Source organism: Burkholderia sp. M6-3 (assembly GCF_050858985.1).
In the GTDB taxonomy this organism is placed as follows: Bacteria; Pseudomonadota; Gammaproteobacteria; order Burkholderiales; family Burkholderiaceae; genus Paraburkholderia; species Paraburkholderia caledonica.
In genome coordinates this window covers 3,081,450-3,105,448 of record NZ_CP110091.1, presented here as the reverse complement: position 1 = coordinate 3,105,448, position 23,999 = coordinate 3,081,450, and the positions used below count along the sequence as shown (strand labels likewise).

The 23,999-nt window shown below is 60.2% G+C and carries 21 protein-coding genes; 5 read left to right on the top strand and 16 right to left on the bottom strand.

Annotated features, from left to right (window positions below; genetic code table 11):
• Nucleotides 1-37: 37 nt before the first annotated feature.
• From ddpX to OH764_RS31415, 5 genes are all read right to left on the bottom strand, one after another.
• Nucleotides 38-604 carry a D-alanyl-D-alanine dipeptidase gene (gene ddpX / locus OH764_RS31435; RefSeq protein WP_498849916.1) on the bottom strand — a complete coding sequence of 189 codons (567 nt, stop codon included), beginning with the start codon at nucleotides 602-604 and terminating at the stop codon, nucleotides 38-40.
• Between the two features lie 5 nt (nucleotides 605-609).
• Nucleotides 610-1,488, bottom strand: a complete 879-nt coding sequence (sapR, locus tag OH764_RS31430; RefSeq protein ID WP_498849915.1) for a MurR/RpiR family transcriptional regulator — start codon at nucleotides 1,486-1,488, stop codon at nucleotides 610-612.
• 391 nt (nucleotides 1,489-1,879) lie between these two features.
• Nucleotides 1,880-3,031 carry a branched-chain amino acid ABC transporter substrate-binding protein gene (locus tag OH764_RS31425; protein ID WP_498849914.1) on the bottom strand — a complete coding sequence of 384 codons (1,152 nt, stop codon included), beginning with the start codon at nucleotides 3,029-3,031 and terminating at the stop codon, nucleotides 1,880-1,882.
• Between the two features lie 148 nt (nucleotides 3,032-3,179).
• Nucleotides 3,180-4,415 (bottom strand): NAD(P)/FAD-dependent oxidoreductase, encoded by a 1,236-nt coding sequence (locus OH764_RS31420; protein ID WP_498849913.1) that lies wholly within the window; start codon nucleotides 4,413-4,415, stop codon nucleotides 3,180-3,182.
• Nucleotides 4,415-4,636, bottom strand: coding sequence for a hypothetical protein (locus tag OH764_RS31415; protein WP_498849912.1), 222 nt, complete (start codon nucleotides 4,634-4,636; stop codon nucleotides 4,415-4,417). Before OH764_RS31415 ends, OH764_RS31420 begins: the two co-directional genes overlap by 1 nt.
• A gap of 292 nt (nucleotides 4,637-4,928) precedes the next feature.
• Here OH764_RS31415 and OH764_RS31410 point away from each other — a divergent pair, with 292 nt between their 5' ends.
• Nucleotides 4,929-6,332, top strand: coding sequence for an aminotransferase-like domain-containing protein (locus tag OH764_RS31410; RefSeq protein ID WP_498849911.1), 1,404 nt, complete (start codon nucleotides 4,929-4,931; stop codon nucleotides 6,330-6,332).
• A 291-nt stretch (nucleotides 6,333-6,623) separates the two neighbouring features.
• Here the strand turns inward: OH764_RS31410 and OH764_RS31405 are convergent, their stop codons facing one another.
• From OH764_RS31405 to OH764_RS31375, 7 genes are all read right to left on the bottom strand, one after another.
• On the bottom strand, nucleotides 6,624-8,312 hold the full coding sequence (locus OH764_RS31405; protein WP_498849910.1) for an alkaline phosphatase family protein: 1,689 nt from the start codon (nucleotides 8,310-8,312) through the stop codon (nucleotides 6,624-6,626).
• A 534-nt stretch (nucleotides 8,313-8,846) separates the two neighbouring features.
• On the bottom strand, nucleotides 8,847-9,974 hold the full coding sequence (locus tag OH764_RS31400; protein ID WP_498849909.1) for a porin: 1,128 nt from the start codon (nucleotides 9,972-9,974) through the stop codon (nucleotides 8,847-8,849).
• A gap of 329 nt (nucleotides 9,975-10,303) precedes the next feature.
• Complete coding sequence (locus OH764_RS31395; RefSeq protein ID WP_498851336.1) at nucleotides 10,304-10,660, bottom strand: host attachment protein; 357 nt, start codon at nucleotides 10,658-10,660, stop codon at nucleotides 10,304-10,306.
• An 88-nt stretch (nucleotides 10,661-10,748) separates the two neighbouring features.
• Nucleotides 10,749-11,963, bottom strand: a complete 1,215-nt coding sequence (locus tag OH764_RS31390; RefSeq protein WP_498849908.1) for an alkene reductase — start codon at nucleotides 11,961-11,963, stop codon at nucleotides 10,749-10,751.
• A gap of 227 nt (nucleotides 11,964-12,190) precedes the next feature.
• Nucleotides 12,191-12,433 (bottom strand): hypothetical protein, encoded by a 243-nt coding sequence (locus OH764_RS31385; RefSeq protein ID WP_458033628.1) that lies wholly within the window; start codon nucleotides 12,431-12,433, stop codon nucleotides 12,191-12,193.
• A 229-nt stretch (nucleotides 12,434-12,662) separates the two neighbouring features.
• A complete protein-coding gene (locus OH764_RS31380; RefSeq protein WP_498849907.1) occupies nucleotides 12,663-13,301 on the bottom strand; it encodes an SDR family oxidoreductase in 639 nt (212 codons plus the stop codon).
• A 657-nt stretch (nucleotides 13,302-13,958) separates the two neighbouring features.
• Nucleotides 13,959-14,786: a helix-turn-helix domain-containing protein gene (locus OH764_RS31375; RefSeq protein WP_498849906.1), complete on the bottom strand. Its 828-nt coding sequence runs from the start codon at nucleotides 14,784-14,786 to the stop codon at nucleotides 13,959-13,961.
• Between the two features lie 447 nt (nucleotides 14,787-15,233).
• Here OH764_RS31375 and OH764_RS31370 point away from each other — a divergent pair, with 447 nt between their 5' ends.
• The 3 genes from OH764_RS31370 (at nucleotide 15,234) to OH764_RS31360 (ending at nucleotide 19,597) form a co-directional block, all read left to right on the top strand.
• Nucleotides 15,234-15,809: an HdeD family acid-resistance protein gene (locus OH764_RS31370; RefSeq protein WP_498849905.1), complete on the top strand. Its 576-nt coding sequence runs from the start codon at nucleotides 15,234-15,236 to the stop codon at nucleotides 15,807-15,809.
• Between the two features lie 143 nt (nucleotides 15,810-15,952).
• The gene (locus tag OH764_RS31365; RefSeq protein WP_498849904.1) at nucleotides 15,953-16,588 is read left to right on the top strand and encodes an Hsp20/alpha crystallin family protein; all 636 of its coding nucleotides are present in this window, start codon (nucleotides 15,953-15,955) and stop codon (nucleotides 16,586-16,588) included.
• A gap of 174 nt (nucleotides 16,589-16,762) precedes the next feature.
• Entirely contained in the window at nucleotides 16,763-19,597 is a 2,835-nt protein-coding gene (locus OH764_RS31360) for an ATP-dependent Clp protease ATP-binding subunit (RefSeq protein WP_498849903.1), read from the top strand.
• Nucleotides 19,598-19,650: 53 nt separating this feature from the next.
• Here OH764_RS31360 and OH764_RS31355 read toward each other — a convergent pair whose 3' ends face one another.
• Nucleotides 19,651-19,923 (bottom strand): ubiquitin carboxyl-terminal hydrolase family protein, encoded by a 273-nt coding sequence (locus tag OH764_RS31355; RefSeq protein ID WP_498849902.1) that lies wholly within the window; start codon nucleotides 19,921-19,923, stop codon nucleotides 19,651-19,653.
• A gap of 59 nt (nucleotides 19,924-19,982) precedes the next feature.
• Nucleotides 19,983-21,218 (bottom strand): NAD(P)/FAD-dependent oxidoreductase, encoded by a 1,236-nt coding sequence (locus OH764_RS31350; RefSeq protein ID WP_498849901.1) that lies wholly within the window; start codon nucleotides 21,216-21,218, stop codon nucleotides 19,983-19,985.
• A 319-nt stretch (nucleotides 21,219-21,537) separates the two neighbouring features.
• Here OH764_RS31350 and OH764_RS31345 point away from each other — a divergent pair, with 319 nt between their 5' ends.
• The gene (locus OH764_RS31345; RefSeq protein WP_498849900.1) at nucleotides 21,538-22,101 is read left to right on the top strand and encodes a phosphate-starvation-inducible PsiE family protein; all 564 of its coding nucleotides are present in this window, start codon (nucleotides 21,538-21,540) and stop codon (nucleotides 22,099-22,101) included.
• A gap of 208 nt (nucleotides 22,102-22,309) precedes the next feature.
• Here the strand turns inward: OH764_RS31345 and OH764_RS31340 are convergent, their stop codons facing one another.
• Together OH764_RS31340 and OH764_RS31335 are read right to left on the bottom strand one after the other, a co-directional pair.
• Entirely contained in the window at nucleotides 22,310-22,621 is a 312-nt protein-coding gene (locus tag OH764_RS31340; protein WP_498849899.1) for a DUF4148 domain-containing protein, read from the bottom strand.
• 229 nt (nucleotides 22,622-22,850) lie between these two features.
• On the bottom strand, nucleotides 22,851-23,831 hold the full coding sequence (locus tag OH764_RS31335) for a LysR family transcriptional regulator (protein WP_498849898.1): 981 nt from the start codon (nucleotides 23,829-23,831) through the stop codon (nucleotides 22,851-22,853).
• Between the last annotated feature and the right edge of the window lie 168 nt (nucleotides 23,832-23,999).

Genomic DNA, 23,999 nt, shown 5'->3' with positions numbered 1-23,999 from the left:
AAGAGAACCTGCAAACCGACAGCCAGAACCTACCAAGTCACATCAACTTCAACGGGCCGCTTTCGCTGTTGTCTATAACCGGCAGCGCGCGCGAGCCAGGCAATTCGTAATGCCACCATTCGCTTGCGATGTGCGCAAAGCCGGCCGCGTGCATGATGCCCAGCAACAGCAGGCGATTGCGCTGCACAGATTGCGGCAGGCCCTGGTGGAAATGCTCTGAAGCCTTCACCATCTCGTCGAAACCAGTGCCCATGTCTAGCGGTTGACCGTCGCCGTCTATCAGCGTGAGATCGACGGCCGTGCCCCGGCTATGGTTCGAGCCGCGGCCCAGTTCGGCGATGTATGTCGGGTCGGGCAGAAAGTCCCACAGCACCTGTTGCGCTTGCGGCGGCCGATAGGCGTCGAAGATACGCAACGTCATGCCTGCGCTGTCCGCGAGCTCGACGGCTTTGCGCAATGCAGCTTCGGCGGGTTCGAGCAGGAGGCAGTGCGCTTCGCGGTAGATCGGCTTGCCCGTGAAGTTGCGGGGCGTCGCATAAACGAGGTCGATATCCACTCGGTGCGTGTCGTGCGTGATATGTATCAGGCGAGGAGTGTCGGTCATGGCTATCAGAATTCGAATTGATCGAGTTCGCGCTGCAGCTCGCGATTGCGCGCAACGCGCCCGTCGATGGCGGGGCCGAGGCATTCAACAATTGAACTCAGCAGAAGATTGAATAGACACGTGAGCGGCGCAAGCGAGTCCCAGAACTGTCCGACGTCCGTCTTGACTTGCAACAGATCGCAATCGAAATCACGCGCCCAAGGGCAATAGAGATCGGTGACGAGCGCGAAGGCGATGGCGCGCTGCGTCGCGGCTTCGCAATAACGGCGTGCGATGCGTGAATAGGCGCGCGTGTCCGTCACGATCAGGTAGGGCGATGCAAATTCGGAGTTCAGTGAATCCGCATATGAGCCCGACATACCGTCGGAATAGAACACACGTGGTCGCAGGTATTCGAGGTAGCTGAAAAACGCATTCGAGATGCCGCGAGTCGATTGAATGCCCACGACGTAAACGGCGTCAGCCGTGGCAACGCGCTCTGCGACCCGCCCGAATCCTTCGCTTCGTGCGAGCTGATAGACGTAACGTACGGCGTCGACCTCCAGCTCCATTGACCGTGCGAGTGAGTCGCCTTCCGAACTCGTGCCTTGTGTGTCTTCTTGATGGCGCTCGCTGCGATAGGCATCGAGGCGATCAGTAATGAACCAGGGACGTGTTTGCGCACCGCGTAATTCGCGCTTCAGCTCATCGAGATTGCGATAACCGACGCTGCGCAAAAAGCGTCCAACGGAAATGCCGCTCGTTCCTGTCTGCTGTGCGATCTGATCGGCCGTTTCAAGACCGAGCCGGTCGAGATTTGCCAGCATATAGCTGGCAATGCGCTTGGCCGTCGGCGTGAGCGTCGTAAAGCTCTCTTTGACGGTATGGGCGAACGCAGTGGGCATCGGATCTTGTGCGTTAGTGTGCGTTACTTATCTGTCACGGCGACGTGCGCTGGTAGCTATCTGACAAGGACAATAAAGCGGACGCTACCTTAATTTTTCAATCGAAGCCTTCGGGCTGATAGCCGGTTCGATGTGCGAAGGTGTAGGGGTCGCGAAGTTAGGGTATCGAGGGCATGCCGCTTGGCGGGCAGAGCAGAGCCGATCCAACGTCGCGGTTGCGAAGGGCGAGAACATTGAACGCCGCCGACACGGGGTGTAGGTGTGGCGGAAAAGAGAGGCATGATCGCCTCTCTCTTCGCCTGAACCTAGCGACACAAGCAGTCAGCAGCCTCGTGATTCCTGCTGCAATACTCGAGAAGCCGCCGGGCGCTTCGCGATGTAATTGCGCATTTCAGGCGCCGCTCCCTGCCAGCGTTTTCATGCTCTTCCACTGACCCTGTTGAACCTGGAACAACGTGTACGGCGGCTTGATCAGATCGCCGTACGGATCGAACGCGATCTGTCCGGTCACGCCCGTGACGTTGACCTTGGCCAGACTATCGACGATCTTCGAGCGGTCGAGCGAATTCGCTGTGTGGATCGCCTTGAGCATCGCGAGTGCCGCGTCATACGAAAACGGCGCGTACAGTTCCACGTCCTGATTGAAGCGTGCCTTGTAACGCTTGCCGAACTCGAGCGCAGCCGGCTGCTTGTCAAGCGCGGGACCGGGTTCCAGATCCTGAGTGCCATCGCCCGCCGTGCCGGCGATCTGCAGGAACGCATTGCTCTTCAACGCGCCCGCGCCGAACAGTTGCGCGTTCATGCCCAGAGAGCGCATCTGCTTGATTAGCATTGCGCCTTGTTCATCGAGACCGCCGAAGAAAATCAGATCGACGTTCCTGCTTTTCAACGTCGTCAGGATGGCGCGAAAATCGACCGCTTTGTCGTTCGTAAATTCGCGAACTACGATGTTGCCGTTTGCTTCCTTCGCGCCTTTCTCAAAGGCGTCCGCAAGACCCTGGCCGAACGCCGTGCGGTCGTCGATGATGCCGATCCGCTTCGCCTTCATCTGCTCCACCACGAAATGTCCTGCGACCACACCGCCGATGCCATCGTGGCCCATCGTGCGAAACACGTTCTTGTAGCCCTGCTTGGTCAATTGCGGATTGGTCGAGCCCGGCGTGATCATCGCAACATTTGCCTGGTGATAGACCGTCGACGCCGGAATGCTGCAACCCGAGTTGTAATGGCCTATTACGCCGACCACGCCATCGTCGACCAGCTTCTGCGCGACCTGGATCGCAACGCGCGGATCGGCCTGATCATCCTGCACGTCGAGTACGAATTTGACGGGCTTCCCGCCGACGGTCGGATGTCGTGCGTTTTCTTCGTCAATCGCCAATTGCGCGCCGTACTGCAGGTCTTTCCCAACCCGTGCAACAGGGCCCGTTAATGGCCCGACGAAGCCGATCTTGACGACTTCCGGATCGGCCGCCGACGCAAACGGCGTCTGCGCGCCAAGTAGGCAGACGGCAAGATTCAACAGCCAGTTGCGGCGATTCATGATGAGCTCCTTGCGAGGTGTCACGTCGCGCGTTATATAGAACGAGCGGTTCGATGCGCGACGCGTCGAAACCGTCCCACGTATGGGTAGATGAAACTGGACCTTGACGCTGCTGTGTCCGATGAGTTGTCCGCAGTCTGGTCCTTCGCTAAATGCCAAAACGTGTCGCCGCATACGGCGCAAGATCGAGCGGAGGCGCACGACGCGCAACCAGGTCCGCGACGATTCGCCCGCTCACGCCGGCCAGTGTGAGCCCAAGATGCTGGTGACCGAATGCATAGATCACACGCTCGCTTGCACGCGAGCGCGCGAGCACCGGCACACCGTCGGGCAAGGTCGGACGAAAGCCGAGCCAACTGGTGTCCGGCGTTTTGAGCAGAGGCAACGCGCGTCGCGATGAAAACGTCAACAGGTCGAGCAACGAGCGGTTGCGCGTGTCGCTGAAGCCGCCCAGTTCGACGGTTCCCGCGACGCGGATGCCGTCGCTCATCGGCGTCATGTAGAAGCCCCGCTCGGCCCAGCCGACAGGCCGCGAAATGAGTTGCTGCGCGCCCGGATAACGCACGTGATAGCCGCGTTCGGTGTCGAGCGGCACGACATCGCCGCATTGCCTCGCGAACTGCGCGGAGCGCGCGCCCGTAGCGATGACCACATGGCCAAAGCGCTGCGTGATCCCATCGGCCGTCACGCTCGCGCCATCGCCGGAAGGCTGCACCGCGCTGACGGTCGAACGCTGCAGCGTCAGTCCCTGCGCCGCAAGTTGCTCAAAAAGCGCTTGCAGGAAGCCTTGCGGATCCGAGAAATGCCAACTGTCGCTGAAAAGCACGCCGCGCTCGAAAATCGGAGCGAGCGATGGTTCGAGCGCGCGAATGTCGTTGCCGCCCAGCACGTCGAAGATGACACCGAGTTTCTTGCGTAGATCGAGCGCGGGACGCGCCGCGTCGAACGAAGCTGCGCTGGAGTAGAGATACAGGCATTCACGTGACCGCACGAAGCGCGCCAGTTCGGCGTTCGCCAGCAACGGCGCGTAGCCTTCCTGCGCTTGCGCCAGCAGCGCAGCGAGCGCGCCAGCACTCGCCTCATAGCGGCGCGGCAACGAACTCATCATGAAGCGCGCGAGCCACGGCACCAGGTGTGGCAGGTATTGATAGCGCAGCCTGAACGGGCTGTCGCCTGAAAACAGGTAGCGCGGCAGGTCACGGAACACAGAAGGGTTGTTCACCGGAATGCACGCGTAATGCGCGAACGTCCCTGCGTTGCCGAACGATGCGCCTTGCCCGACGCCGGACGGATCGAATAGCGTGACCCGATGTCCGTCGCGCATCAACGAAGCAGCGCTGGCAAGGCCGATAAATCCCGCGCCGACGATGGCGATCTCAGACATTACGTGCGTCCTTCCATCGCGTGTTCACCGATCGGAGACAGGTAGCCCGTCGCGGCCGGCACGCCGAGCATCGCGATCACCACCGCATGCGAGAGCCGCGGAAACAGCCGCAGGCCCGCGCCGATGATTGCGCCGAGCGTAATCATCGTGACGTGCCGTTGACATAACGCCGCGCCGGGTTCGGGCATAGCGTCGGAGACCGTGGACTGCGTAACACGCACTGGAACACTCCTGCTGACTGATTCCTGAACGATGCCGGGCGGCGACGCGACATTGCCACCACCAGACAAACTCTGACATCTAGAATCACACAATAATTTTTTGTGTGCAATTAAAACGGTTGTTGTGTGGTCCTAGCATTTTCCCTGGATGAACGCGGGCACAGTCTTCGCCGCTATCCGCAACCACGTCGGGACGCGCTGGACGGCGTACGTTCGAGCCTGTCTGGTATAGAATCGGCACACCTCCGCACAATTGCGGACAAAGACGGTTTGTATGGAGACAGTTGATCTTATGGCTTCTGGCAAAGACGCAGCCCGCGCGGCCAACGGCGCGCCGGAGCAGGCGAAGCGATCGACGTACATCGAAGTGTCAAGCTCGATCGAGAGCGAGATCCGCAGCGGTATCTATCCGCCCGGCAGCCGTCTGCCGCCGCAGCGGCAACTGGCGACTGAACTGGGCATCAACGTGTCGACGGTGTCGCGTGCCTACAAGGAATTGCAGTTGCGCGGGCTGGTGATCGGCAGCAAGCGACGCGGCTCGCTAGTGACGGGCGGCGCGATGCCGAGCGTTGAACCGGCGCGCGCGGCAAACAATGCCGCCATCGACCTCACGGTGAACCGGCCGGCCACCGGCGAATTTCTGGAGTGTCTGGCGCGCACGCTTGCCGAGTTGCCACGCGATCCACGCTATGCGCAATTGCAGGAATACCAGCCGCCACAAGGTCCCGAATGGGCGCGCGCGGCTGGCGCACGCTGGATGGCGGCGCCCGGATTTACGCCGGATGCCGCGCATGTGGTCGTCACGAGCGGCGCGCAGCATGGCCTGTATGCGGTGCTGAACAGTCTGATCGGCACGGACGGCGTGATCCTCGCCGACCGGCTCACCTACTACGGGCTGAAGGCGCTTGCGCCCGTGTTCCAGTTCGAGATCGTCGGCATTCCGAGCGACGCCGACGGCCTGCTGACCGATGAGCTCGACGCCGCATGCCGGCGCATGCCGGTGAAGGCGATCTTCACGGTGCCCAATCTGCAGAATCCGACTGTCACGACGATGAGTCTCGACCGCCGGATGGCGCTCGTCGACATCGCGCGCAGGCATGGTGTCGCGATCATCGAAGACGACGTATATGGACCACTGGTGTCTCAGCGCCTGCCGACACTCGCGAGTCTGTGTCCGGAGCTGACCTTCCATATCGCCGCGACGTCGAAGATTCTCGCGCCCGGGCTGCGGCTCGGCTATCTGGCGAGTCCGCCCGATAGTTCCGCGCTGTGCGCGGAGGCCGTGCGCACCACCGCGTGGATGCCCGCGCCGATGTCGATGCTGATCGCGTCGATCTGGATCGAGGACGGTACCGCGCGTCGCATCATGGATGCGCAGCTCGCAGAGATTCGCGCGCGTCAGGCGCTCGCGCGGGAGTTGTTGCCGCAGTCGTTGCTACGGACCGATCCCGCCTGCATGTTCGTCTGGCTCAAGCTGCCGCCGCCCTGGCGCGCCGATGATTTTGCCGCCAACGCGAAGGCGCGCGGCGTGGTGGTCATGCCGTCCTCAGCGTTCGCGGTGGACCGCTCGGAAATCGAGCATGGCGTGCGTATCAACCTCGCGTGTGCATCGAGCCGCGATCAGCTCGTGAGCGCGTTGCGGTTGCTGGCGGGCACGTTAAAGGATCGGCCGAGGGCGTTGTTCGGGACGATCTGAGTTCTGGCTTGTCGATGTTGCAAAGGCACGGCCGGGCTTTGAGCTCGACGGCAGCACGCTCAGGATCGTACCGACTACTCGCAGAACGTCGCCCGGTCGCGGGGCGGCCACGCGATGTCGCCAGCGGCCGGAAACGCGTCGCACAACGATTTGATCAACGTCAGTACTAGCAAGCAATCCCACGCGCGATACATCTGGCGCTGGTTGAATTTGCCATGCGGGCGCCAACGGGCGCCGCTACGGTTCCCGGTGGCTGCGGACGCTGCGAGCGGCATCCGCAGCCAGAACCGTCTAGAACTTTCGCGCGTCGAAGCCCGGCAACGGCTGCGTGCCCTCCAGTACCACTGCATTGAGCAGCTTCGGATCGAGCCCGAGCAAACGCAGTATCGTCGGCGCGACCTGCGTTGTCTGCACGCGCTCACTGACCTCCCGACCTGCACCTGGAGCACCGGGCATGTAGACGACAAGGCCCAGATGGCTGTCATCCGGCGCATTGCCTCCGTGCTCCTCGTCCTTCTTGGTGCTCGTCGTGTAGATGACGCCAGGGTTCGGCTGAACGATGATGTCCGGTGTGCGACCACGCGCTGGATCGCCAAAGCGCCCGGCGAGCGGACGGCCGTACAGAAGATATGCCTGCGGGCCGTCCGCGCAGATCCCGGGCGCGTTGCAACTCAGGTTGTCCTTGAGCGTCTTGACGGCGGCGGCGAGCTGACTCTGGTCGCGCAGCCACACCAGCCCGACGTCGTCGGTCTGTATGAAGCCCGTACCTGTGAGCCCTGTCCCGTCGTTGAGGTTGCCGCTTTTCGTGTTCGCCTGTCCAATGTTGCCGTCCGGATCGAAATAGTTGCTCGATTCAAGCAGCTTGGACAGCGTGTCGCCGTTTTTCACCAGCTTCGAGTGATCCGTCGGCGACTGGCCGTGCTTGGAGGTGACGATGATCGCGGTGGACTGATAGAGGCCGCGCTGCTTCAATTCGGCCACCATTCGACCGAGGGAGGCGTCGATGTACGCGATTGCCGCCGCAACTTGCGGGCCGGGCGTGAAGCTCGCGTCCAGATAGCCACCACCCTTGGCCACCGGCGCCTTCTGTGCGACGCTTAGCGTTTGAAAGTTCGTGCCCAGGACGGTAGGCACACTCGACGGTGCATCGCCCTTCGATGTCTTTCCGTCGATCTGATTGATGATTGCCGCGACGTGGAAGTCGTCGAATTTTTCGGTATGGCTGTAGACGTCCGTGTAGTCGGTGCCGGTCGCGGGGTCGATCGAATTGATTTCGGTCCGCATGAGATCGTCGACACCGTGCCCGGATGGGCCGTTCAGCCAGTCATAGCCCCATGCGTGCTTGTCCGCCCAGGCCGTGCGCGCACCTAGAAGGTTTTGTTTGACGACTTCAAAGATTGTGTTGGTCTTCACATAGTCGTGCGGGTAAACGGGCTTGCAGACGCCATCGATTTTTGCGTGAGGGATAGCCTGTGGATTGAATCCGCCACCGCCATCGAGATGCGTCAGTGCGCCGCCATTCTCGGCGTCGGTGCCGGTGGTTTCGTCGAATACGACGTTCCAGCCTTGAGGACCGCTGCATGTCGAGTCCGAAGGCGCGTATAGCGTTCTGTCGTATGACACGTCGTAGAAAAGCCCTGCGCTCTTAGGCGACCCGCCGGTAACTAGCGCGGCGAGGCCCGGGAAAGAGTCCGACAAACCCGGCGTATGAGCATCCGTATATGTGATGCCAGCCTTTGCAAGAAGCGCGATGTTAGGACACGAGTTAGAAGCGATGCATCGAGCCACGTCTTGTTCGTGCAAACCGTCGAAGCTGACGAGAAGCACATGTTCGATCTCATTGTGCCTGCCGTGATCGCCGTCTTGCCCGCGACGATGGTCCTCGGCGGGAGATGCATTCGCTGCGCAAGATACCGCCAGCGTCAGGGCTACAGTGGAGAACAAGTTCTGCAACGGCCATTGCGGTCTTCTTCGGTTCATGTCTCGTCCTTATTGATGGGTAACAGCACAACCTGCCGGACCATCAATGTGCAACGTGTTTGCGTCGAATCCGTGAACGTTGACTTTCAACTAGCTGTATTTCGCCCGGTCGTACAAGAATTGGATGAGTGCGAGCGTTAGGGTTGCTTAAGGTTTTCTTAAGGATGTCGTGATCGGCCGTTCAGAATGTCTCGGTATCGAGTTCGACGCAGTGAATCCAGTGCGATGAAGCCACTCCGACGGCCATCGCGTGTCCCTTGTCAATGATCGATAGCTTCACGTCGACGGTCGTACATCTGCTGCGTCGCAAGAAGGACTTACGCTCGTGACCATGCCTCCGTATTGCGAGAGGTCGGGGAAGCGACCCTACCGTCAGGCAGACGGTGCGGGAATTAAAGGAATGATGGACTCTATCGAGTGATTCCCGACGACTTCGCGAGCCTAGGTGAATTTGCGCCGGCAGGTGCCTTGCCGGCGCAAACGGCTCTTGTGCGCTGACGGAGCTAGCTCGCTAATTCCTTGCGCCTGGCTTTCTTAGAAGCGGGTGAGTACACCGACCGAACCCATGACCTGATTGCCCGTCGATGAGGCGCCACCTGCGTTGTACATGACTGCAACGTTCTTGTTGCCGGTTGCATGCTGGTACATGGCTTCGGCATACAGCTCCGTACGCTTCGACAGCGAGTAGCGCGCAATCGCGTTGACTTGATTCCACTTCGGATCGGCGCCGAACGACGTTGCACCGCTCAGATGCGCGTCGGTGTAGGCATAAGAAACGCCGAGCATGAGCGCGGGCGTAAGTGCGTACTTGCCATTGAGTTCGTAGTTGTCGAAATGAGCGCCACCATTTTTCAGCCCGAACGCGTTCGTATTCTGATATTGGCTGTGCGTGTAAACGAAGCCGACCGTCGCAGGGCCGAAGCCGTAGCTCACACCCGCACCGGCTGTACGCTGCACATCCGACGTCAGGCCACCCTTGAACTCGGTTGGGTCAGCGGCACCCGTGGTATTCGGATTCGAAGCGCCCGAACCATTGATCTGCAGGTAGGCGGCAGCCACGTTCAAGCCGCCGAATTTGTAGCTGGCGCCCGCGCTGTACGCACGATCGACAGCAAAGCCGGTCTGGGTATTACTGAACGCATACATACCGCCAGCCTTGAAGCCGGCATAGTCGAGGCTGGTGAACTTGACCGAGTTATTGAAGCGAACGCTATGTTGCAGGTTGTCGTTGTCATACGGGTGCGCAAAACCCGAGTCACCGAACGGGCCTGCCGTGGCAGACAGCGGTGCGACGAAATCAACCATGGAGTCATACTGGCGACCCAACGTGACGGTGCCAAAAGTGTTGCTGCTCAGGCCGACATACGCCTGGCGACCAAACATCCTGCCACCTTGGCCGAGCGTCCCGTTATTGACGTTGAAGCCATTTTCGAGCACGAAGACGGCCTTCAGGCCGCCACCGAGATCTTCCGTGCCACGCAGGCCGAAACGGCTACCGCTGATGTTGCCGCTCGCCAGTGCGACCCGGCCGCTTCCGCCGACGTTATTCGTGTACGTGATACCGGCGTCGATGAGGCCGTACAGCGTGACCGAGGTCTGTGCATGGGCGGCGGTCGCGCCAAGCGCAACGGAGACAGCGAGGGCGATGCGAATCTTTTTCATGAATTAACTCGAGCGTATTGGAATTGCGTCAGAAGACAGCGGGGCGAGTATAGAACCGCCCGGGTAGCCCACATCGTTTCCGGTCTGGATTGGACCTTTGCGTCTTTCTGAAGTAATCCGCCACAATTTCGACACAATTGTGGTGGTATCCCCGCCCGCAAGGCGCAGCGATTCCGTGCTTTATTCCATGGCTCGAGTCGCTGTTGTATCGAAGCGACGGTATTGGGGTTAGCCGCCCGCCGCGAACCAGAGAGAACACGCCCGCGTGCAGGCCCGACTCTCTGACGGCTTGACGTATTTAATGCGGCCTACGACCGGGCAGCTCGCCGTCAATGACTTCGCAGGTGCGCTTGAACTTCGCGAGCATCGAGGGCCGACAGATCTTCGTTGATCTCTTCGAAAATCATCTGACGCGTCTCCTCGCTCAGGCGCGCGCGCAGCATCCCGAGAAACTTCGGCTCGGCGGCTAATCGCAATCGCTGATACCGCTGATGGAGCCGCCCCTGTTCGATATAGTCGGCGACGGTCTTCGCGAACTTTTCGCGATCCTTCTCGGTCAGCGCCGGTCCCCTTGGACTGGCATTGACGAGGTCTTCGATCTCTTTCAAGTCCAGTTTAAGTCCTGGTGTCTCGAAGATTCGTGCACGGCTGCCGTCGGCAACGACAACCCAGGTAGTGACAACCATGGTGCACCTCTCAGCATGATCGATCGCCGACCCTGCGGCCATCGCGAATCGTCGCGTGACGTCAGCGAGCTCGCCGGTCAACGACGGTCTATCTCCAACGCCCGTCGATGACGGACCGTGGTGCTTCCCCGCGCTCCTGCGCAAGCGACGGATAGTCGGTGTATCCGCGCTCGCCGCCTCCGTAGAACGTGGACGGATCCGGCGAATTGAGCGGAGCGTGCAACCGGAGGCGTTCGGGCAGGTCGGGATTGGCGATGAACAGGCGTCCGAACGCGATCAGGTCCGCGTTGCCATCCTCGAGCCATCTTTCCGCACTGCTGCCGTCGAACCCGCCTGCGACCATCAGCACGCCGCGATAGGTGCGCCGTATCATCTCGCTCATGCGTTTCGCGCGCTCCGCGAAAGTGTGGTCCTCACCGGTCGCCGCCAGCGCGGGATTAACGATGTGCAAATAAGCGAGCCGGTATCGATTGAGCTTCTCGATGACGTAAGAGAATGTCGCCTCGGGATCGTCGTCATGCATGTCGTTGAAGGTGCCGAGAGGGGAAAGCCGCACGCCGACCCTTTCGGGCCCCCAGACTTCGCAAACCGTCTCGATCACCTCCAGCAGCAGCTTGGCGCGGCGCTCGCTCGACCCGCCATATTCGTCCGTGCGGCGGTTCGTGCCGGACAACAGGAACTGGTCGAGCAGATACCCATTCGCTCCGTGTACTTCGACGCCGTCCATACCGGCAGCTTTTGCGTTGCGCGCACCCCTTAAATACTGGCGCACGAGGTATGGCATCTCTTCAATCTGCAGCGCGCGAGGCTTGACGCAGGGCGCGAGGACACCTTCGCCGCGCTCGTTCTCGATGAACGCCTCCGCTTTCGGCTGGAGCGCAGACGGCGCAACAGGCAGCATTTCATCAGGCTGCAACGAAGGGTGCGATATGCGTCCGACATGCCACAGCTGCATGAACATCAACCCGTCCGCCTCGTGCACGGCGTTCGCCACGAGCCGCCAGCCTTCGACCTGCTCGCGACTGTGAATCCCGGGCGTCCATGCATAGCCCTGTCCTTGCATCGACACCTGCGTCGCCTCGCTGATGATGAGCGCGGCCGATGCACGCTGCGCGTAATAGCAGGCGTTGAGCTGAGACGGTATGTTGCCTGTCCGGCTCGCGCGCGAACGCGTCAGCGGCGCCATCACGGCACGATGTTGCAGGTTGTACGGTCCCACCTTGACGGGTTCGAAGAGCTTGCGCAGCGGGATCTGCTCGTCGTGCCGCCCGGCTACAGCAGACGTGTTTTCCGTATCCGGCATGAATTCGCTCCTTGCGTTTTTGACCCGGCCCGAAAAGTACTGCTATAGACGCCTCCAGGCGTCGGCGTCAGATCACATCGTCTTGATTCCGCTTCTAGCTACTCTAGCCATGGTCCGCGCGCGCTTCTTTCCGGTTTCTGCCCAGATCTGTCACGATCCTGCGCGCCACGGGGTCTATCGCTCCATCGGGCCGGATCTGGTCTTTGCGATCCTGCCGCGTTGCAGCGTCAATCCGGCAGAACGAACTCGGTGCGCATGTCTTCGACGATGCGCCGGACCTCGTGAGCAAAGTCGGTGCCCTTCTCGTTGAGCGGCACCATATTCCAGTTCCTGCCGGCGGCGTCGGGTGGGTGCCGTTCGGGCAGCGGTATCCGCACGCGCAGTTCTTCCGGCGTATTCGCGCTTATTTTTGCCACGCGACTTTGCGCTTCATCGCGAATCTGCTCGGCTGAGAAAACGGTCTTCGGCATGGGAGTTTTCCATCGCGACGGGGCGCACGGCTTTGTTCTCGGGGGCGGGCGGCCGACGTTTCAAGTCTAGCTCGTATTGTCGGAATGTTCGCCAGGACGTTCGCGCCGTTGCACGCGTGCGAGTGCTCAACGCAACTGGCGGATCGCGGATGCATGTAGCGATTGCCGCAGTCTGAAATGCGCGGCGTCACCACCTATGGCGCGACGATCTGGGATGAGCGGCGCAACGTCAATGGAGCGCGGCCAACGCGTCGTCGATCGGTTTGCTGCCACCAGCAAATCCGACGATCGTGTTGACAAGGCCGATCCTGAGCGCTTGGAGCGTGACATCGGCAACATCCTCGCGCGCAACGGGCGCACGAGCGGACCGAGCGTCGGTCACGATCTCAATCTTCCCGGTACCGGACTCCATAGTCAGTGTGGCGGGACGCAGCACAAGATAATCCAGTCCACTGCCGATCAGATAATCGTCCGATGCGCGCTTCATCTGGGCGTAGTGCCGAAGCGCATCGGGGGCGGATTCAGGGGCGTATGCGAGCAAGGTGCTGACGACGATGAAACGGTCCGCGCCATACTGCTTCGCGCAATCGACCGCCTTGATGATTGCGTCCCGGTCGATCTGGCGCTCCTGCTCGGCGCCCTCGGTTTCAGCGGAGCCAGCGGCAAAGATAACTGTATTAATCCCCGCAAGCGCCGCGCAAAAGTCCTGCGTCAGGTCGACGATCACGGGGCTCCCGCCGAGGCTTTCGAAGTGAGCCCGCTGCGCCTCGTCGCGCAGCAATGCACGAAACGGGATGGCTGCACGGTGCAATTTTTCCGCGACTAGCCGGCCGGTGCGGCCGGTGGCGCCAATTAATGCAATGCTCATCGTGTCTCTCCAAGAAGGCATCCGCGGGATGCGCGAGCTTTCGCCGTGCTGACGCTTTCCCGAACGCCATCAGATGCCGGGAATGGCGGTCAATGGCGGCGTGGTCACGTTGCCTGTGTTTCGCGCGCAGTTGGAAGCAAATTGTGCGTTTCTCTGGAAATAAGCCTAGACCCTTCTGCGCAAGACGGTTGAACTCATGCCCAGCGCCGTGGTCAAAACTCCGACCGTGTCGCAAAACAGCAGCGGTGCCAGCCAACCGTGCATGTCGCGCCAGGCGCGGACTCTGTAATGTGGACGGGTCATTGACGCGATGACGATGACACCAAGACTAGATTCTTGACGGTTGCACTTCTTCCTCATTCCTGCGAGGACGTGTCGGATCTCTGCGCGATGCTGCGCGGCTTTCGAATGTGAACATAAGGTGGCATTGCGCGAAACTGCGCAGGCGTGCGGGAGACAATGGGCCCGGCGCGTCATAGCGTAGACCGATGCGTGTGGAGTTGGACGTGCTTTGCGTGCGCGTGTTATTCCATCAACAAAACGACGAGGAGCGCGATGAGCGCCGACGAAGATCTCAACCGAGACGTAGAGTACGCACTGAAGCGGGATCCGGACATATACCGCGGTTGTTACCTGTTAGCAACTTCGCTAAACGAATTAATTACCGGAGTTCCGGTGGGAAAGTCGGTATGCGCGCGGCGTCACACCGGTATATCTATGAAACACGTCGGTGAAATGCTGCTGAGTCTGAAATCCCGCGCGTGCGCCAACGTCAACCAACGGAATGGTCTCCACGCACAACATCGCCCTCGCAAATTTCACTCGTTCGAGTGTCACGTACAGATGGGGCGGGCTTCCTGTCGCCGTTTTGAAAACGCGTGCAAACTTTGAAACACTCATGTTCACCAGAACTGCGAGTTGCTCGACCAAGATGGTTTCGGCGATGTTCTCATGAACGAAGGCTTGAATGCGAGCCAGCATTTGACGTGTAATAGGCATGTCCGGTTCGATCGCACCAGCACAGTGCCCGTAACGGACAGCGATGTGCACCGAAATGACATCGGCAAAAGCGTCGGCGCACGCAGCGTCGATAAGATCCGCATTCGCCAAAGCACTCAATGTATCCGCGGCCTCGCGCAAAAAGGGATCCCAACACTCGGACCATTTCGGGAGGGCGCCAAACGCATCTTGCGAGACTTGACCCAGTACGCTCGGTTTGAGTGCGATAACCCATCCCTTGGGATCGTTGTCAGCGTCCGTGGCCAACTGCGCGGCCCCAGTAATAATCGCGACAAATGGTGCACCTATGAGGATCGAGTGACTCGTTCCGAGGTCGTCGCAGCCTACAGCCTGCACAACAGTGTTATCCGTGGGTACGACGAGCCGAAATCCATGCACCAGATTCAGCTCGCCATTGGTGAAAACGACGTTCATCGGTTGGCAGCGTAACCCGTGATCAGGAGTCGATCGTATTGCTTGCTTCATGATGAGCAAAGTCTCCTTGGCCGCGGCGCATACCTAAGCTTACGCCGAATCGAAGGCTGCTTAAGGCGGGTTCGTAATATGGGCAGAAGCAACTGGCTTCGTTGACGGACTGCTGTTTTGTTGCTGGTCAATTCGGGGTGGCGCTGGACACGATGATTGAAAAAAATACCGACCGGTCCGGTGCCACCAATAATGACATGATGGCGCCAATGCCAGACCGTGAACTGCATCAGTTCATGTTAGAACTCCTCACGGCGAGCCGCTACAAAAACGCGGTGATGGATCGGGTCATTTCGGTGCATCCGGGATGCCAATCTGGATGCCGTTCGCCATGCGTCCTGATATCAACGCAGAATTGCGAAACACATGGCAGAAACGCGAAAGAATCGCAGATGCGTGGAGCCTAAACTGAGGTTCATCAACTGACGTTACGGCTCGGAGTTCCACATGGATGAACTACTTGGGCGCGCCTGGTGGATGCTCATTCTGCGCGGCACGGTAGCGCTGCTGTTCGGCATGCTGGCGCTATTGTGGCCCGGTCTTACTCTTCTACTGCTCATCACCCTCTTCAGCGCCTACGCAATCGCCGGCGGCATTGTCGCGATTGTTGCGGCCATCCGCTACCGCTCGACGCACGGCACCTGGTGGGTGCTCTTGCTGCTGGGTATCTGCAGCGTCGGAGCTGGTGTGATAGCCGCGTTAGTGCCGGGACTTACCACGCTCGTGCTCATCGCAGTCATCGGTGCAAACGCGATTATCACCGGCGTATTCGATCTGATCGCGGCAACCCGGCTGCGCAGGCGTCTGCGCAATGCGTGGATGCTGGTGCTCACCGGAGTGCTCGCCGTGCTGTTCGGCATCTTCGTGCTGGTCTTTCCGGGCGCCGGTGCACTAGCGCTTGTCTGGCTGATCGGCGTGTATGCGTTGTTCACAGGCGCGCTGCTTTTCGTATTGGGCATCACTGCGCGTGCCTGGCACCATGACGGCCTGACCGGCGAGCCACGCGCGCCATTGCATCCGTAAGCGCACCGCTGACGGAACTCGTCGTGGGTCATAAGGTCAAGCCGGCGGCAAACCTTCCACCCGAAGATCGAGCGGACCGCCCGTCTCCTCCAGTGGTCCAGCCTCAGGTCTGGCACTGGCGTACCTCACGAAGGGAGAATCACATGCTTCTCGATCTCGACAAATGGAACCCGTTCCGGTTTTTGCGCTCGCACCCCGCGCAACAAAGCGAATCGGGTGGCGCCGGCGCGCCGAACACCAGTCAGCAAAGCGCGCGGCCAAATGCGCAACAGACTGGCGGCGCGCAAACGCGTAGCGGTGCACCGGCGGCAGCCGCTGCTGCGCCGGTAGCACTTTCCGCTGCCACCTGGCCGCTGCCCGATCCGATTCATCTGTTGGCCGAATTGATACGCGATCCGTTCGGCGGTCGTGGACCGCTGGGAAGCTGGTTCGGCGACTTCAGCGCCAGCGAGTTTCAACCGCGGATCGATGTCACCGACGAAGGCGACGCATTGCGTATCGTCGCCGAATTGCCAGGCATGACCCGTGACGACGTCGAGCTCGAAGTGGTTGAAGACATGCTGATCATCAGTGGCGAAAAGCGCCTGGAATCGACGAGCGAAGAACAAGGATGCTATCGCGTCGAGCGGTCGTTTGGACACTTTCAGCGCGCGGTCCCACTTCCCGCGGGCGTCGATCTCGATCGGGTAGAGGCCAGATTCGAAAACGGCGTGCTGACGCTGCGCGTTCCCAAAGCGGCCGGAGAACCGGCACCGAAGCGGCGCATCGAGATCAAGTGAAGATCCGCACTCCGCAGTCATGCCTGTCGTGAACAACCGGTCAGGTTCCGCGGTCTCGATGAAGCACTGCGCGCAAACATGGCGGCATCGGAATAAGCAGCGGGAACAGATATTTTTCCACCCACCCATTAACCGCCCGGGGAGCGATGCGCTCACGGACGACAGGAGATCATCATGGCCGAGTGCAGTGTTTGTGGAAAGCCCGCGACCTCGCAGATCACGATCACCGAAAACGGCCAACGCCGTCAGCTGATGCTGTGCGATCAGCACTACATGGAGTTCATGGCGCGCAATCAGCGCCGCCTGTCGCCGCTCGAGTCCCTCTTTCATGGCGGACTTTTCGACAGTCTGTTCGACGACATGTGGCCACAGATGGAAGACGGCCGGAGTAACCGGTCACGCATTAGACGCGCGCCCGGACAATCCGGCGGCGCGGATCAGGATACAGGCACCGGTAGTGGGCAAATCGGCGATACGGCGGGCGGACAGTCGGGCGGCCGGACACGCCGCCATCGCCGGGCGCGTGAAGCGGTGGACCTGCAGACTTACCTGAGCCAGAGCGGTCTGGACCGCCTGCAAGCCGCGGCGCAAGCAGCCGTCGAATACGGCAAGAACGAGGTCGATACGGAACATCTGTTGCTGGCGCTCGCCGATAACAATGTCGTGCAGGAAATCCTGCGGGAATTCAAGCTCGATCCCGAAGAGATCAAGAAGACCATCGACCAGACCGCGCCGCGCGGCACCCGCAAGGAGCCGAGCGACAACGAGCAGATCGGCGTGTCGCCGCGCGCCAAAAGTGCACTGGAAAACGCATTGAAGGCGTCGCAGGAACTGGGGCACAGCTACGTCGGACCGGAACACATTCTGATTGGGCTCGTCGAGGAAGAAGACGGCTTTGCAGGTGAATTGCTGCGCAAGCTCGGGCTGTCGTCCCCATCGCTGCGGCAAAAAGCGGTCAAGGTGGTCGGCATGGGTGCCGAAGACGGCAAGATGGAAGACCGCTCCACCACGCCCACGCTCGACAAGTACGCGCGCGATCTCAGCGCGCTTGCGCGTCAAGGCAAGCTGGATCCGGTGATCGGCCGTGACAAGGAAATCGAAACCACCATTGAAGTGCTCGCGCGGCGGCGCAAGAACAATCCGGTGCTGATCGGCGAGCCCGGTGTGGGCAAGACCGCCATCGTCGAAGGCCTTGCGCAGCGCATTGCTCAGGACCAGGTGCCTGAAGTGCTGCGTGGCAAGCGCGTGGTCGAACTGAATATCAATAGCGTCGTGGCAGGCGCGAAGTATCGTGGTGAGTTCGAGGAACGCGTCAAGCAGGTCCTGGACGAGATCATAGAGAACCAGGACCGTCTGGTTGTGTTCATCGACGAACTGCATACCATTGTCGGCGCCGGCCAGGGCGGCGGCGAAGGCGGTCTGGATATCGGCAATGTCTTCAAGCCCGCGCTCGCTCGCGGTGAGCTGCACCTCGTGGGCGCGACCACGTTGAACGAATACCAGAAGTACATTGAGAAGGATTCGGCATTGGAGCGGCGCTTTCAGCCAGTGATGGTGCCTGAGCCGAGCGTCGAGGAAACGATCGAGATTCTGCGTGGCCTGCGCGACCGGCTCGAAGCACATCACAAGGTGAAAATCACCGAAGAGGCGATCGATGCTGCTGCAAAGCTCTCGGACCGCTATATCGCCGCACGCTTTCTGCCAGACAAGGCAATCGATTTGCTCGATCAGGCCGCTGCACGCGTGCGCATTTCGTCGAATTCGCGTCCGCAGCCATTGCATGATGTCGAGGCGACCATCCGCCGCATCAAACAGGAACAGGACGCGGCCAGCGCTGCAAAGAAATTCGATAAGGCCAAGGAACTGGAAGAAAAGCTCGTCGCCGAACAGAAACGCCTGCATGAAGCCACTGAAACGTGGAAGAAAGAGCGCGGCACCAGTTCGCAGGAAGTCACGGCGGAGGACATTGCGCAGATCGTTTCGTCGCTCACGGGTGTACCGTTGGCTGAACTCACTGCTCAGGACCGTGAAAAGCTGTTGCGATTGGAAGACCGCCTGAAAGAGCGCGTGGTCGGCCAGGATGAAGCCGTCTCCGCGGTCGCCAAAGCAGTGCGGCTTTCCCGCGCCGGTCTGACGGAAGCCGGCAAACCGACTGCCAGCTTCCTCTTTCTGGGGCCTACGGGTGTCGGCAAAACCGAACTCGCGAAGGCGCTTGCCGCTTCGGTGTTCGGCGACGAGAACGCGCTGGTGCGCATCGACATGAGCGAGTATTCGGAGCGCCACACGGTGGCACGGCTAGTTGGTGCGCCGCCCGGATATGTTGGTTACGAAGAAGGCGGGCAACTCACCGAGCGCGTGCGGCGCAGGCCATATTGCGTGGTGCTGCTCGACGAAATCGAAAAGGCGCACTCGGAGGTGCACAACATCCTGCTGCAACTGTTCGACGAAGGGCGCCTCACCGACGGCAAGGGACGTCTGGTCGATTTCACCAACACGATCATCATCGCGACCAGCAACGTTGGCTCACAGCTGATCCAGGACAACATGAAGGCCGACTCGAAGCAGCTCGACTATCCTGCGCTGCGCGACCGGTTGATGGAAATCCTGCGGCATCATTTCAAGCCGGAGTTTCTCAATCGCGTCGACGAGGTGGTTGTGTTTCATGCGCTCGGCAAGGAGCAGATTCGCAGCATCGTCGATCTGCAACTTGCGCGCGTTCGGCGTACGGCGCTGGCCCAAGGCATCGATCTGTCGTTCGACGATGGCTTGCGCGATCACCTTGCGCAGATCGGCTATGACCCCGAGTTCGGCGCGCGGATGCTCAAACGTAAGATTCGGCTCGAAGTGGAATCGGAACTCGCCGATGCGCTGCTACGAGGCGACGTGCGCGACGGCGACAAGGTCACAATGACCTACGATTCGGGTACGCATTCGGTGCGTGTGCAAAAAGGAGCAGCGCCCGCAGAATCGCCCAGCGAGGCGCCGAAACAGGCACCGGCGCATGCGTGACGCGGGCATGCCGAAGATCGCAAAGCCGGCCGCACGTGCGGCCGGTTTTGCCGTCACGACTCAAGTTCACCTACAACGATCTCGTCGCGATAACACCAGATCCACGTTTCGCCGGGTTCGATTGAACGTACCAGCGGATGGCCGGTCGCGAGAAAATGTTTGCTTGCGTGCCGGTTAGGCGACGAATCGCAACAGCCGACGTGTCCGCACGAAAGACAAAGCCTCAAATGTACCCACGGCTGGCCGAGCTTCACACAGTCCTGGCAATAGTCGATGGACGTGTGGAAAATGCGGGCCGCGCCTTGGTGCGTGCAACCAGGGGTCATGTTCGTACTCCTCGGACAAGCTACGTGCAGACGCGCGTGGATCAAGGTTGAGCGTCCGCTCAAGCGCTATTGAGATAGCGATGCACCAGCGCGACAGCCATTGCCCCCTCGCCCACTGCTGACGCCACGCGCTTGATCGACGCGTGACGCACGTCGCCTGCTGCGAATACGCCGGGCATAGATGTTTCCAGATGCAGCGGCGCGCGTTCTAGCGGCCAGTTCAAGTGCGCCCGATACTCCTGCAAGTCAGGACCGGTCACGAGGTAGCCGCCTTCATCGCGGACAATGCCGACCTCCTGCGCCCACTCGGTCTGTGGCATACCGCCAATGCAGACGAATAGCCAGTTCGTCTTTACCGTGCTTTGCCGGCCGGTGCGGATATCGGTCAGCGTGATTTCCTCCAACACGTCATCGCCTGCGAGCGCTGTAACTTCGGTGCACGTGCGTACTTCGATGTTCGGCGCGGACGTGATGCGATCCACCAGGTATTGCGACAACGTGTTCTTAAGCGATGTGGCACGCACGAGCATGTAGACGCGGTTGGCGGACTGCGAAAAATGCATGGCGGCCTGTCCCGCCGAATTGCCGCCGCCCACTACATATACGTCTTCGCCATCGATCAGCTCGGCTTCACTCGCACCGGCGCCATAGTAGAGCCCCGCGCCGAGAAAGCGCTCTTCACCCGCCAGGGCCAGCGTGCGATATGCCACCCCGGTCGCGCAGATAGACGTGCGCGCCGTGATACGTGTGCCGTCTTCCAGATATACGATGCCACGGCCTGGCGGAAACTCTGCGTGCACGCCGGCGCGCGCCAGCAGGATTTCCGCGCCGAACTTGATGGCCTGAACGCGCGCTCGCTCAGCGAGTTCCGCGCCGCTCAAGCCCTGTGGAAAGCCCAGGTAGTTCTCGATTTTCGAGCTGCTGCCTGCCTGGCCGCCGAGTGCCCAACGCTCCACCAATACCGTTTGCAGCCCCTCCGATGCACCGTACACAGCCGCGCTCAATCCCGCTGGTCCCGCGCCGTAAATCGCGAGGTCGTAGGCTTCATGGGATGGACTTGCGAACCAGCCGAGCTTTTCGGTGATTTGCCGGATGGTCGGACATTCGAGCCGCGTGCCGTCGTGGAAGACGCAAACCGGCAAGCGCGAATCGGAAAGATGCTGAACGTGCGCCAGTTCCTCCGCTTCTTTATCGCTGCGCAGCTCGATCCATTCGAACGGAATGTCGCTCCGATGCAGGAAGTCGCGTATTGCGTAGCCGTTTGCGCTGCGCATGGGTCCATAGATTCTAACCATGAACATGCTCTCCGCCTTTGAGGACGTTCACGAGCTTCTTTCGTTCCACTCGGCTCACGAGCAGGCGGCCGCGTTGGGATAACTGCGGTCCGCCATATTCGTGCATCGTAAGCACACGGCGAGTGGGCGTCTTTCGCGATACTCCCGGATTTTGTTCGTTTTCCGCCGAGCGTTCCTTTACGTCGGGTCGCGCGCTTCTTCCGCGTCTTCCGATTGAGTGACGCATACGCTCTTGTTGCCGCGCATGCGTCTACGATGCTTCAAGTCTAGTCGTTAATCCGGGTATGCTTGGACAATCCGGCCGCTGCGGAGCCAAATCATGGAAAGAAAGAAAAGCTGGCTGCGTAAGGATCTCGATACGTTACGCGTACAGTGGGATCTGCTCACCTTTTATGAGCGATTCGAGCAGATCGTCACGCATGTGCTGAGTGTGGTGATTTCTATCATCATCCTCGTGTCGCTCTGGCAGTTGATTCGCGCGGTGATTTTGTTGCTGGTTTCAAACGCGCTGAATCCGCTGGATCACGCGGTGTATCAGACCGTTTTCGGCATGATCATGACGCTGTTGATCGCTATGGAATTCAAACATTCGATTACGCGCGTGATGACCCGGCGCAATCACATCGTGCAGGTCAAAACAGTGCTTCTAGTTGCGCTGCTGGCTATCGCCCGCAAATTTATCATTCTCGATCCTGCCGGTGCGCCCGCCCAGATCGCGGCGCTTGCGTTTGCGCTGGTGGCGCTGGGAAGCGTCTACTGGCTGATGCGGCAGCGTGATGACCCGATCGACGCAACGGCTGCGCAAGCGGAACGCGAGCGCGTTGCGCTTGCGCAGCGACGGCAAAGGGCAGGGGCAGGCGAAGGCGAGCAGGGCGATAATTGACCCGACTCGCCGCCTTCGTCATGTGATGGCAGCGCCCATCCACCATCCAGCACGCTACGACGCCAAACGACAGTGCACTTAGCCTGAGCATACGGGCTTGCCGAGTTCCGGCGACACGTGACCGACCGCATGTCGATCCACGACGGAACCCGACGGCGCGGACGGCCAGATAGTTTTGCATCTGCCCCGCACAACCAAAACTAATGCATTACGGGTGGTTGTACATCGCGTTCCAGTCCGCATTTGTCACTGACGGGTGTCCTGCTTCCGACGAACCCTTCACCTCACCGCCGTAACCGCTTGTCGCGCCGTTCTGCGCGGCAACCTTGGCTTCAGCAGCCTGAATGGCTTCGGGATAGTGTGCGTTGTCGCCGTCACCAACGTGATAGCCCGCGCTTTGCAACTGGATCAGTTCGGCGCGTACCTGTGCACGGGTGACTGACCCATTCGATTGCGCGAACGACACTACCGGAGCAGCAAGGGCAGCGGCAACGACAACGGCGTGAATAAGGGACTTCATGATTACCTACCTCCAGACTTGTTTGTCCTGCTACGAACAGCCCTGTTCGTAAACCAGTGATCACAGTCTAGATAAGCAGGCGCTTAAAATTAAGGGTGCTCCGTGCAGAAGATTGTTCTTGGATTTGGGTAAACCCTGGTTCGGAGGAGCTCATTGCGCCTCTGCAAAAGGCTGACACTTCAACACGTCGCTTGTGAGTTACTTGGATATCTGCAAGGTCGTAACAGAGCTATGTATGGCCGCGCTTTGCTCGCGGCCGCGCGTCGCTGCCGCTATCTGTCCGGCCAATCTCAGCCAGCAATGCCTCGTCGCGGGCTATCACTTTCGGCAAATGCGCACGCAAAAACTCCACCCATGTCCTCGTCTTCGCGTCGATAAACTTCCGCGACGGATACAGCGCATAAACGTTCATCTTCTGCAGCGTGTAGTCCGGCAATACGCGGACTAACGTGCCATCCCTCAATCCGGCGATTGCCGCGTAAAGCGGCACCATGCCAATGCCCATGCCTTCGCCGATCGCAACGACTAGTGACTCCGCGATATTCACCTGCACCGGGCCGTCGATCTGCATCGCCTCACTGCCGTTGGGCCCGTCGAGTATCCACTCGTGCGGCGCGAACGCGGGCGTTTGCAGAATCAGGCACTCATGGTCAGCGAGATCCGCCGGCCGCTGCGGCGCATCGTGCGTTCTCACATACGCGGGCGATGCGCACAGTATGCTGAACGTCGTCCCAAGCTGAAGGGAAACGAGGTCGGAATCGGGTAGCGCAGAAGCACCAATCACCGCGACATCCGCGCTGCCTTCGAATAGATCCGGCATGCGCTGCGACAGTGTCAGTTCAACGGTCACTTCGGGATAAAGCGCGCGATAGTGCGCGATGGCGGGCAGCACATAGTGTTGTCCGATACTCGCAAAGCTATGCATCCGGAGCGCGCCGCTCGGGCGTTCGTGGGCACCACTCGCTTCTTCTTCCGCTGTGTCGATGTCCGCAAGAATCTGTTGACATCGCTTGAGATAACGCTCGCCTGCGGTGGTGAGCGCGAGACGGCGTGTGGAGCGATTGAGCAAGCGCGTGCGCAGACGAGCCTCCAGTTCGGAGACTGCGCGTGACATGGCGCCGGTCGTCGAATCAAAAGACTGAGCAGCGGCGGTGAAACTGCCGGCCTCCACTACGCGCACGAAAACGCGCATGTTCTGTAATGTATCCATCGATCACTGACGCGTGCAGCGGAAGTGGGAGTCGAGATCATTTGCTCGAGCGCAACGGCGTGTTGACTGTGTGTCAGCGCTTATGTCTTGTGCTGTTGCAAGCATTGCAAGTCCGTCATGGAGTGTACTGCGTTCGCTGTCGATGTGCTTTCCCGCCGGGTCGATCGG

What these genes read in the sequence shown, in the direction of transcription:
- ddpX (WP_498849916.1), bottom strand. Translation starts at nt 604, where the DNA reads ATGACCGACACTCCTCGCCTGATACATATCACGCACGACACGCACCGA.
- sapR (WP_498849915.1), bottom strand. Translation starts at nt 1,488, where the DNA reads ATGCCCACTGCGTTCGCCCATACCGTCAAAGAGAGCTTTACGACGCTC.
- OH764_RS31425 (WP_498849914.1), bottom strand. Translation starts at nt 3,031, where the DNA reads ATGAATCGCCGCAACTGGCTGTTGAATCTTGCCGTCTGCCTACTTGGC.
- OH764_RS31420 (WP_498849913.1), bottom strand. Translation starts at nt 4,415, where the DNA reads ATGTCTGAGATCGCCATCGTCGGCGCGGGATTTATCGGCCTTGCCAGC.
- OH764_RS31410 (WP_498849911.1), top strand. Translation starts at nt 4,929, where the DNA reads ATGGCTTCTGGCAAAGACGCAGCCCGCGCGGCCAACGGCGCGCCGGAG.
- OH764_RS31405 (WP_498849910.1), bottom strand. Translation starts at nt 8,312, where the DNA reads ATGAACCGAAGAAGACCGCAATGGCCGTTGCAGAACTTGTTCTCCACT.
- OH764_RS31400 (WP_498849909.1), bottom strand. Translation starts at nt 9,974, where the DNA reads ATGAAAAAGATTCGCATCGCCCTCGCTGTCTCCGTTGCGCTTGGCGCG.
- OH764_RS31395 (WP_498851336.1), bottom strand. Translation starts at nt 10,660, where the DNA reads ATGGTTGTCACTACCTGGGTTGTCGTTGCCGACGGCAGCCGTGCACGA.
- OH764_RS31390 (WP_498849908.1), bottom strand. Translation starts at nt 11,963, where the DNA reads ATGCCGGATACGGAAAACACGTCTGCTGTAGCCGGGCGGCACGACGAG.
- OH764_RS31385 (WP_458033628.1), bottom strand. Translation starts at nt 12,433, where the DNA reads ATGCCGAAGACCGTTTTCTCAGCCGAGCAGATTCGCGATGAAGCGCAA.
- OH764_RS31380 (WP_498849907.1), bottom strand. Translation starts at nt 13,301, where the DNA reads ATGAGCATTGCATTAATTGGCGCCACCGGCCGCACCGGCCGGCTAGTC.
- OH764_RS31375 (WP_498849906.1), bottom strand. Translation starts at nt 14,786, where the DNA reads ATGAAGCAAGCAATACGATCGACTCCTGATCACGGGTTACGCTGCCAA.
- OH764_RS31370 (WP_498849905.1), top strand. Translation starts at nt 15,234, where the DNA reads ATGGATGAACTACTTGGGCGCGCCTGGTGGATGCTCATTCTGCGCGGC.
- OH764_RS31365 (WP_498849904.1), top strand. Translation starts at nt 15,953, where the DNA reads ATGCTTCTCGATCTCGACAAATGGAACCCGTTCCGGTTTTTGCGCTCG.
- OH764_RS31360 (WP_498849903.1), top strand. Translation starts at nt 16,763, where the DNA reads ATGGCCGAGTGCAGTGTTTGTGGAAAGCCCGCGACCTCGCAGATCACG.
- OH764_RS31355 (WP_498849902.1), bottom strand. Translation starts at nt 19,923, where the DNA reads ATGACCCCTGGTTGCACGCACCAAGGCGCGGCCCGCATTTTCCACACG.
- OH764_RS31350 (WP_498849901.1), bottom strand. Translation starts at nt 21,218, where the DNA reads ATGGTTAGAATCTATGGACCCATGCGCAGCGCAAACGGCTACGCAATA.
- OH764_RS31345 (WP_498849900.1), top strand. Translation starts at nt 21,538, where the DNA reads ATGGAAAGAAAGAAAAGCTGGCTGCGTAAGGATCTCGATACGTTACGC.
- OH764_RS31340 (WP_498849899.1), bottom strand. Translation starts at nt 22,621, where the DNA reads ATGAAGTCCCTTATTCACGCCGTTGTCGTTGCCGCTGCCCTTGCTGCT.
- OH764_RS31335 (WP_498849898.1), bottom strand. Translation starts at nt 23,831, where the DNA reads ATGGATACATTACAGAACATGCGCGTTTTCGTGCGCGTAGTGGAGGCC.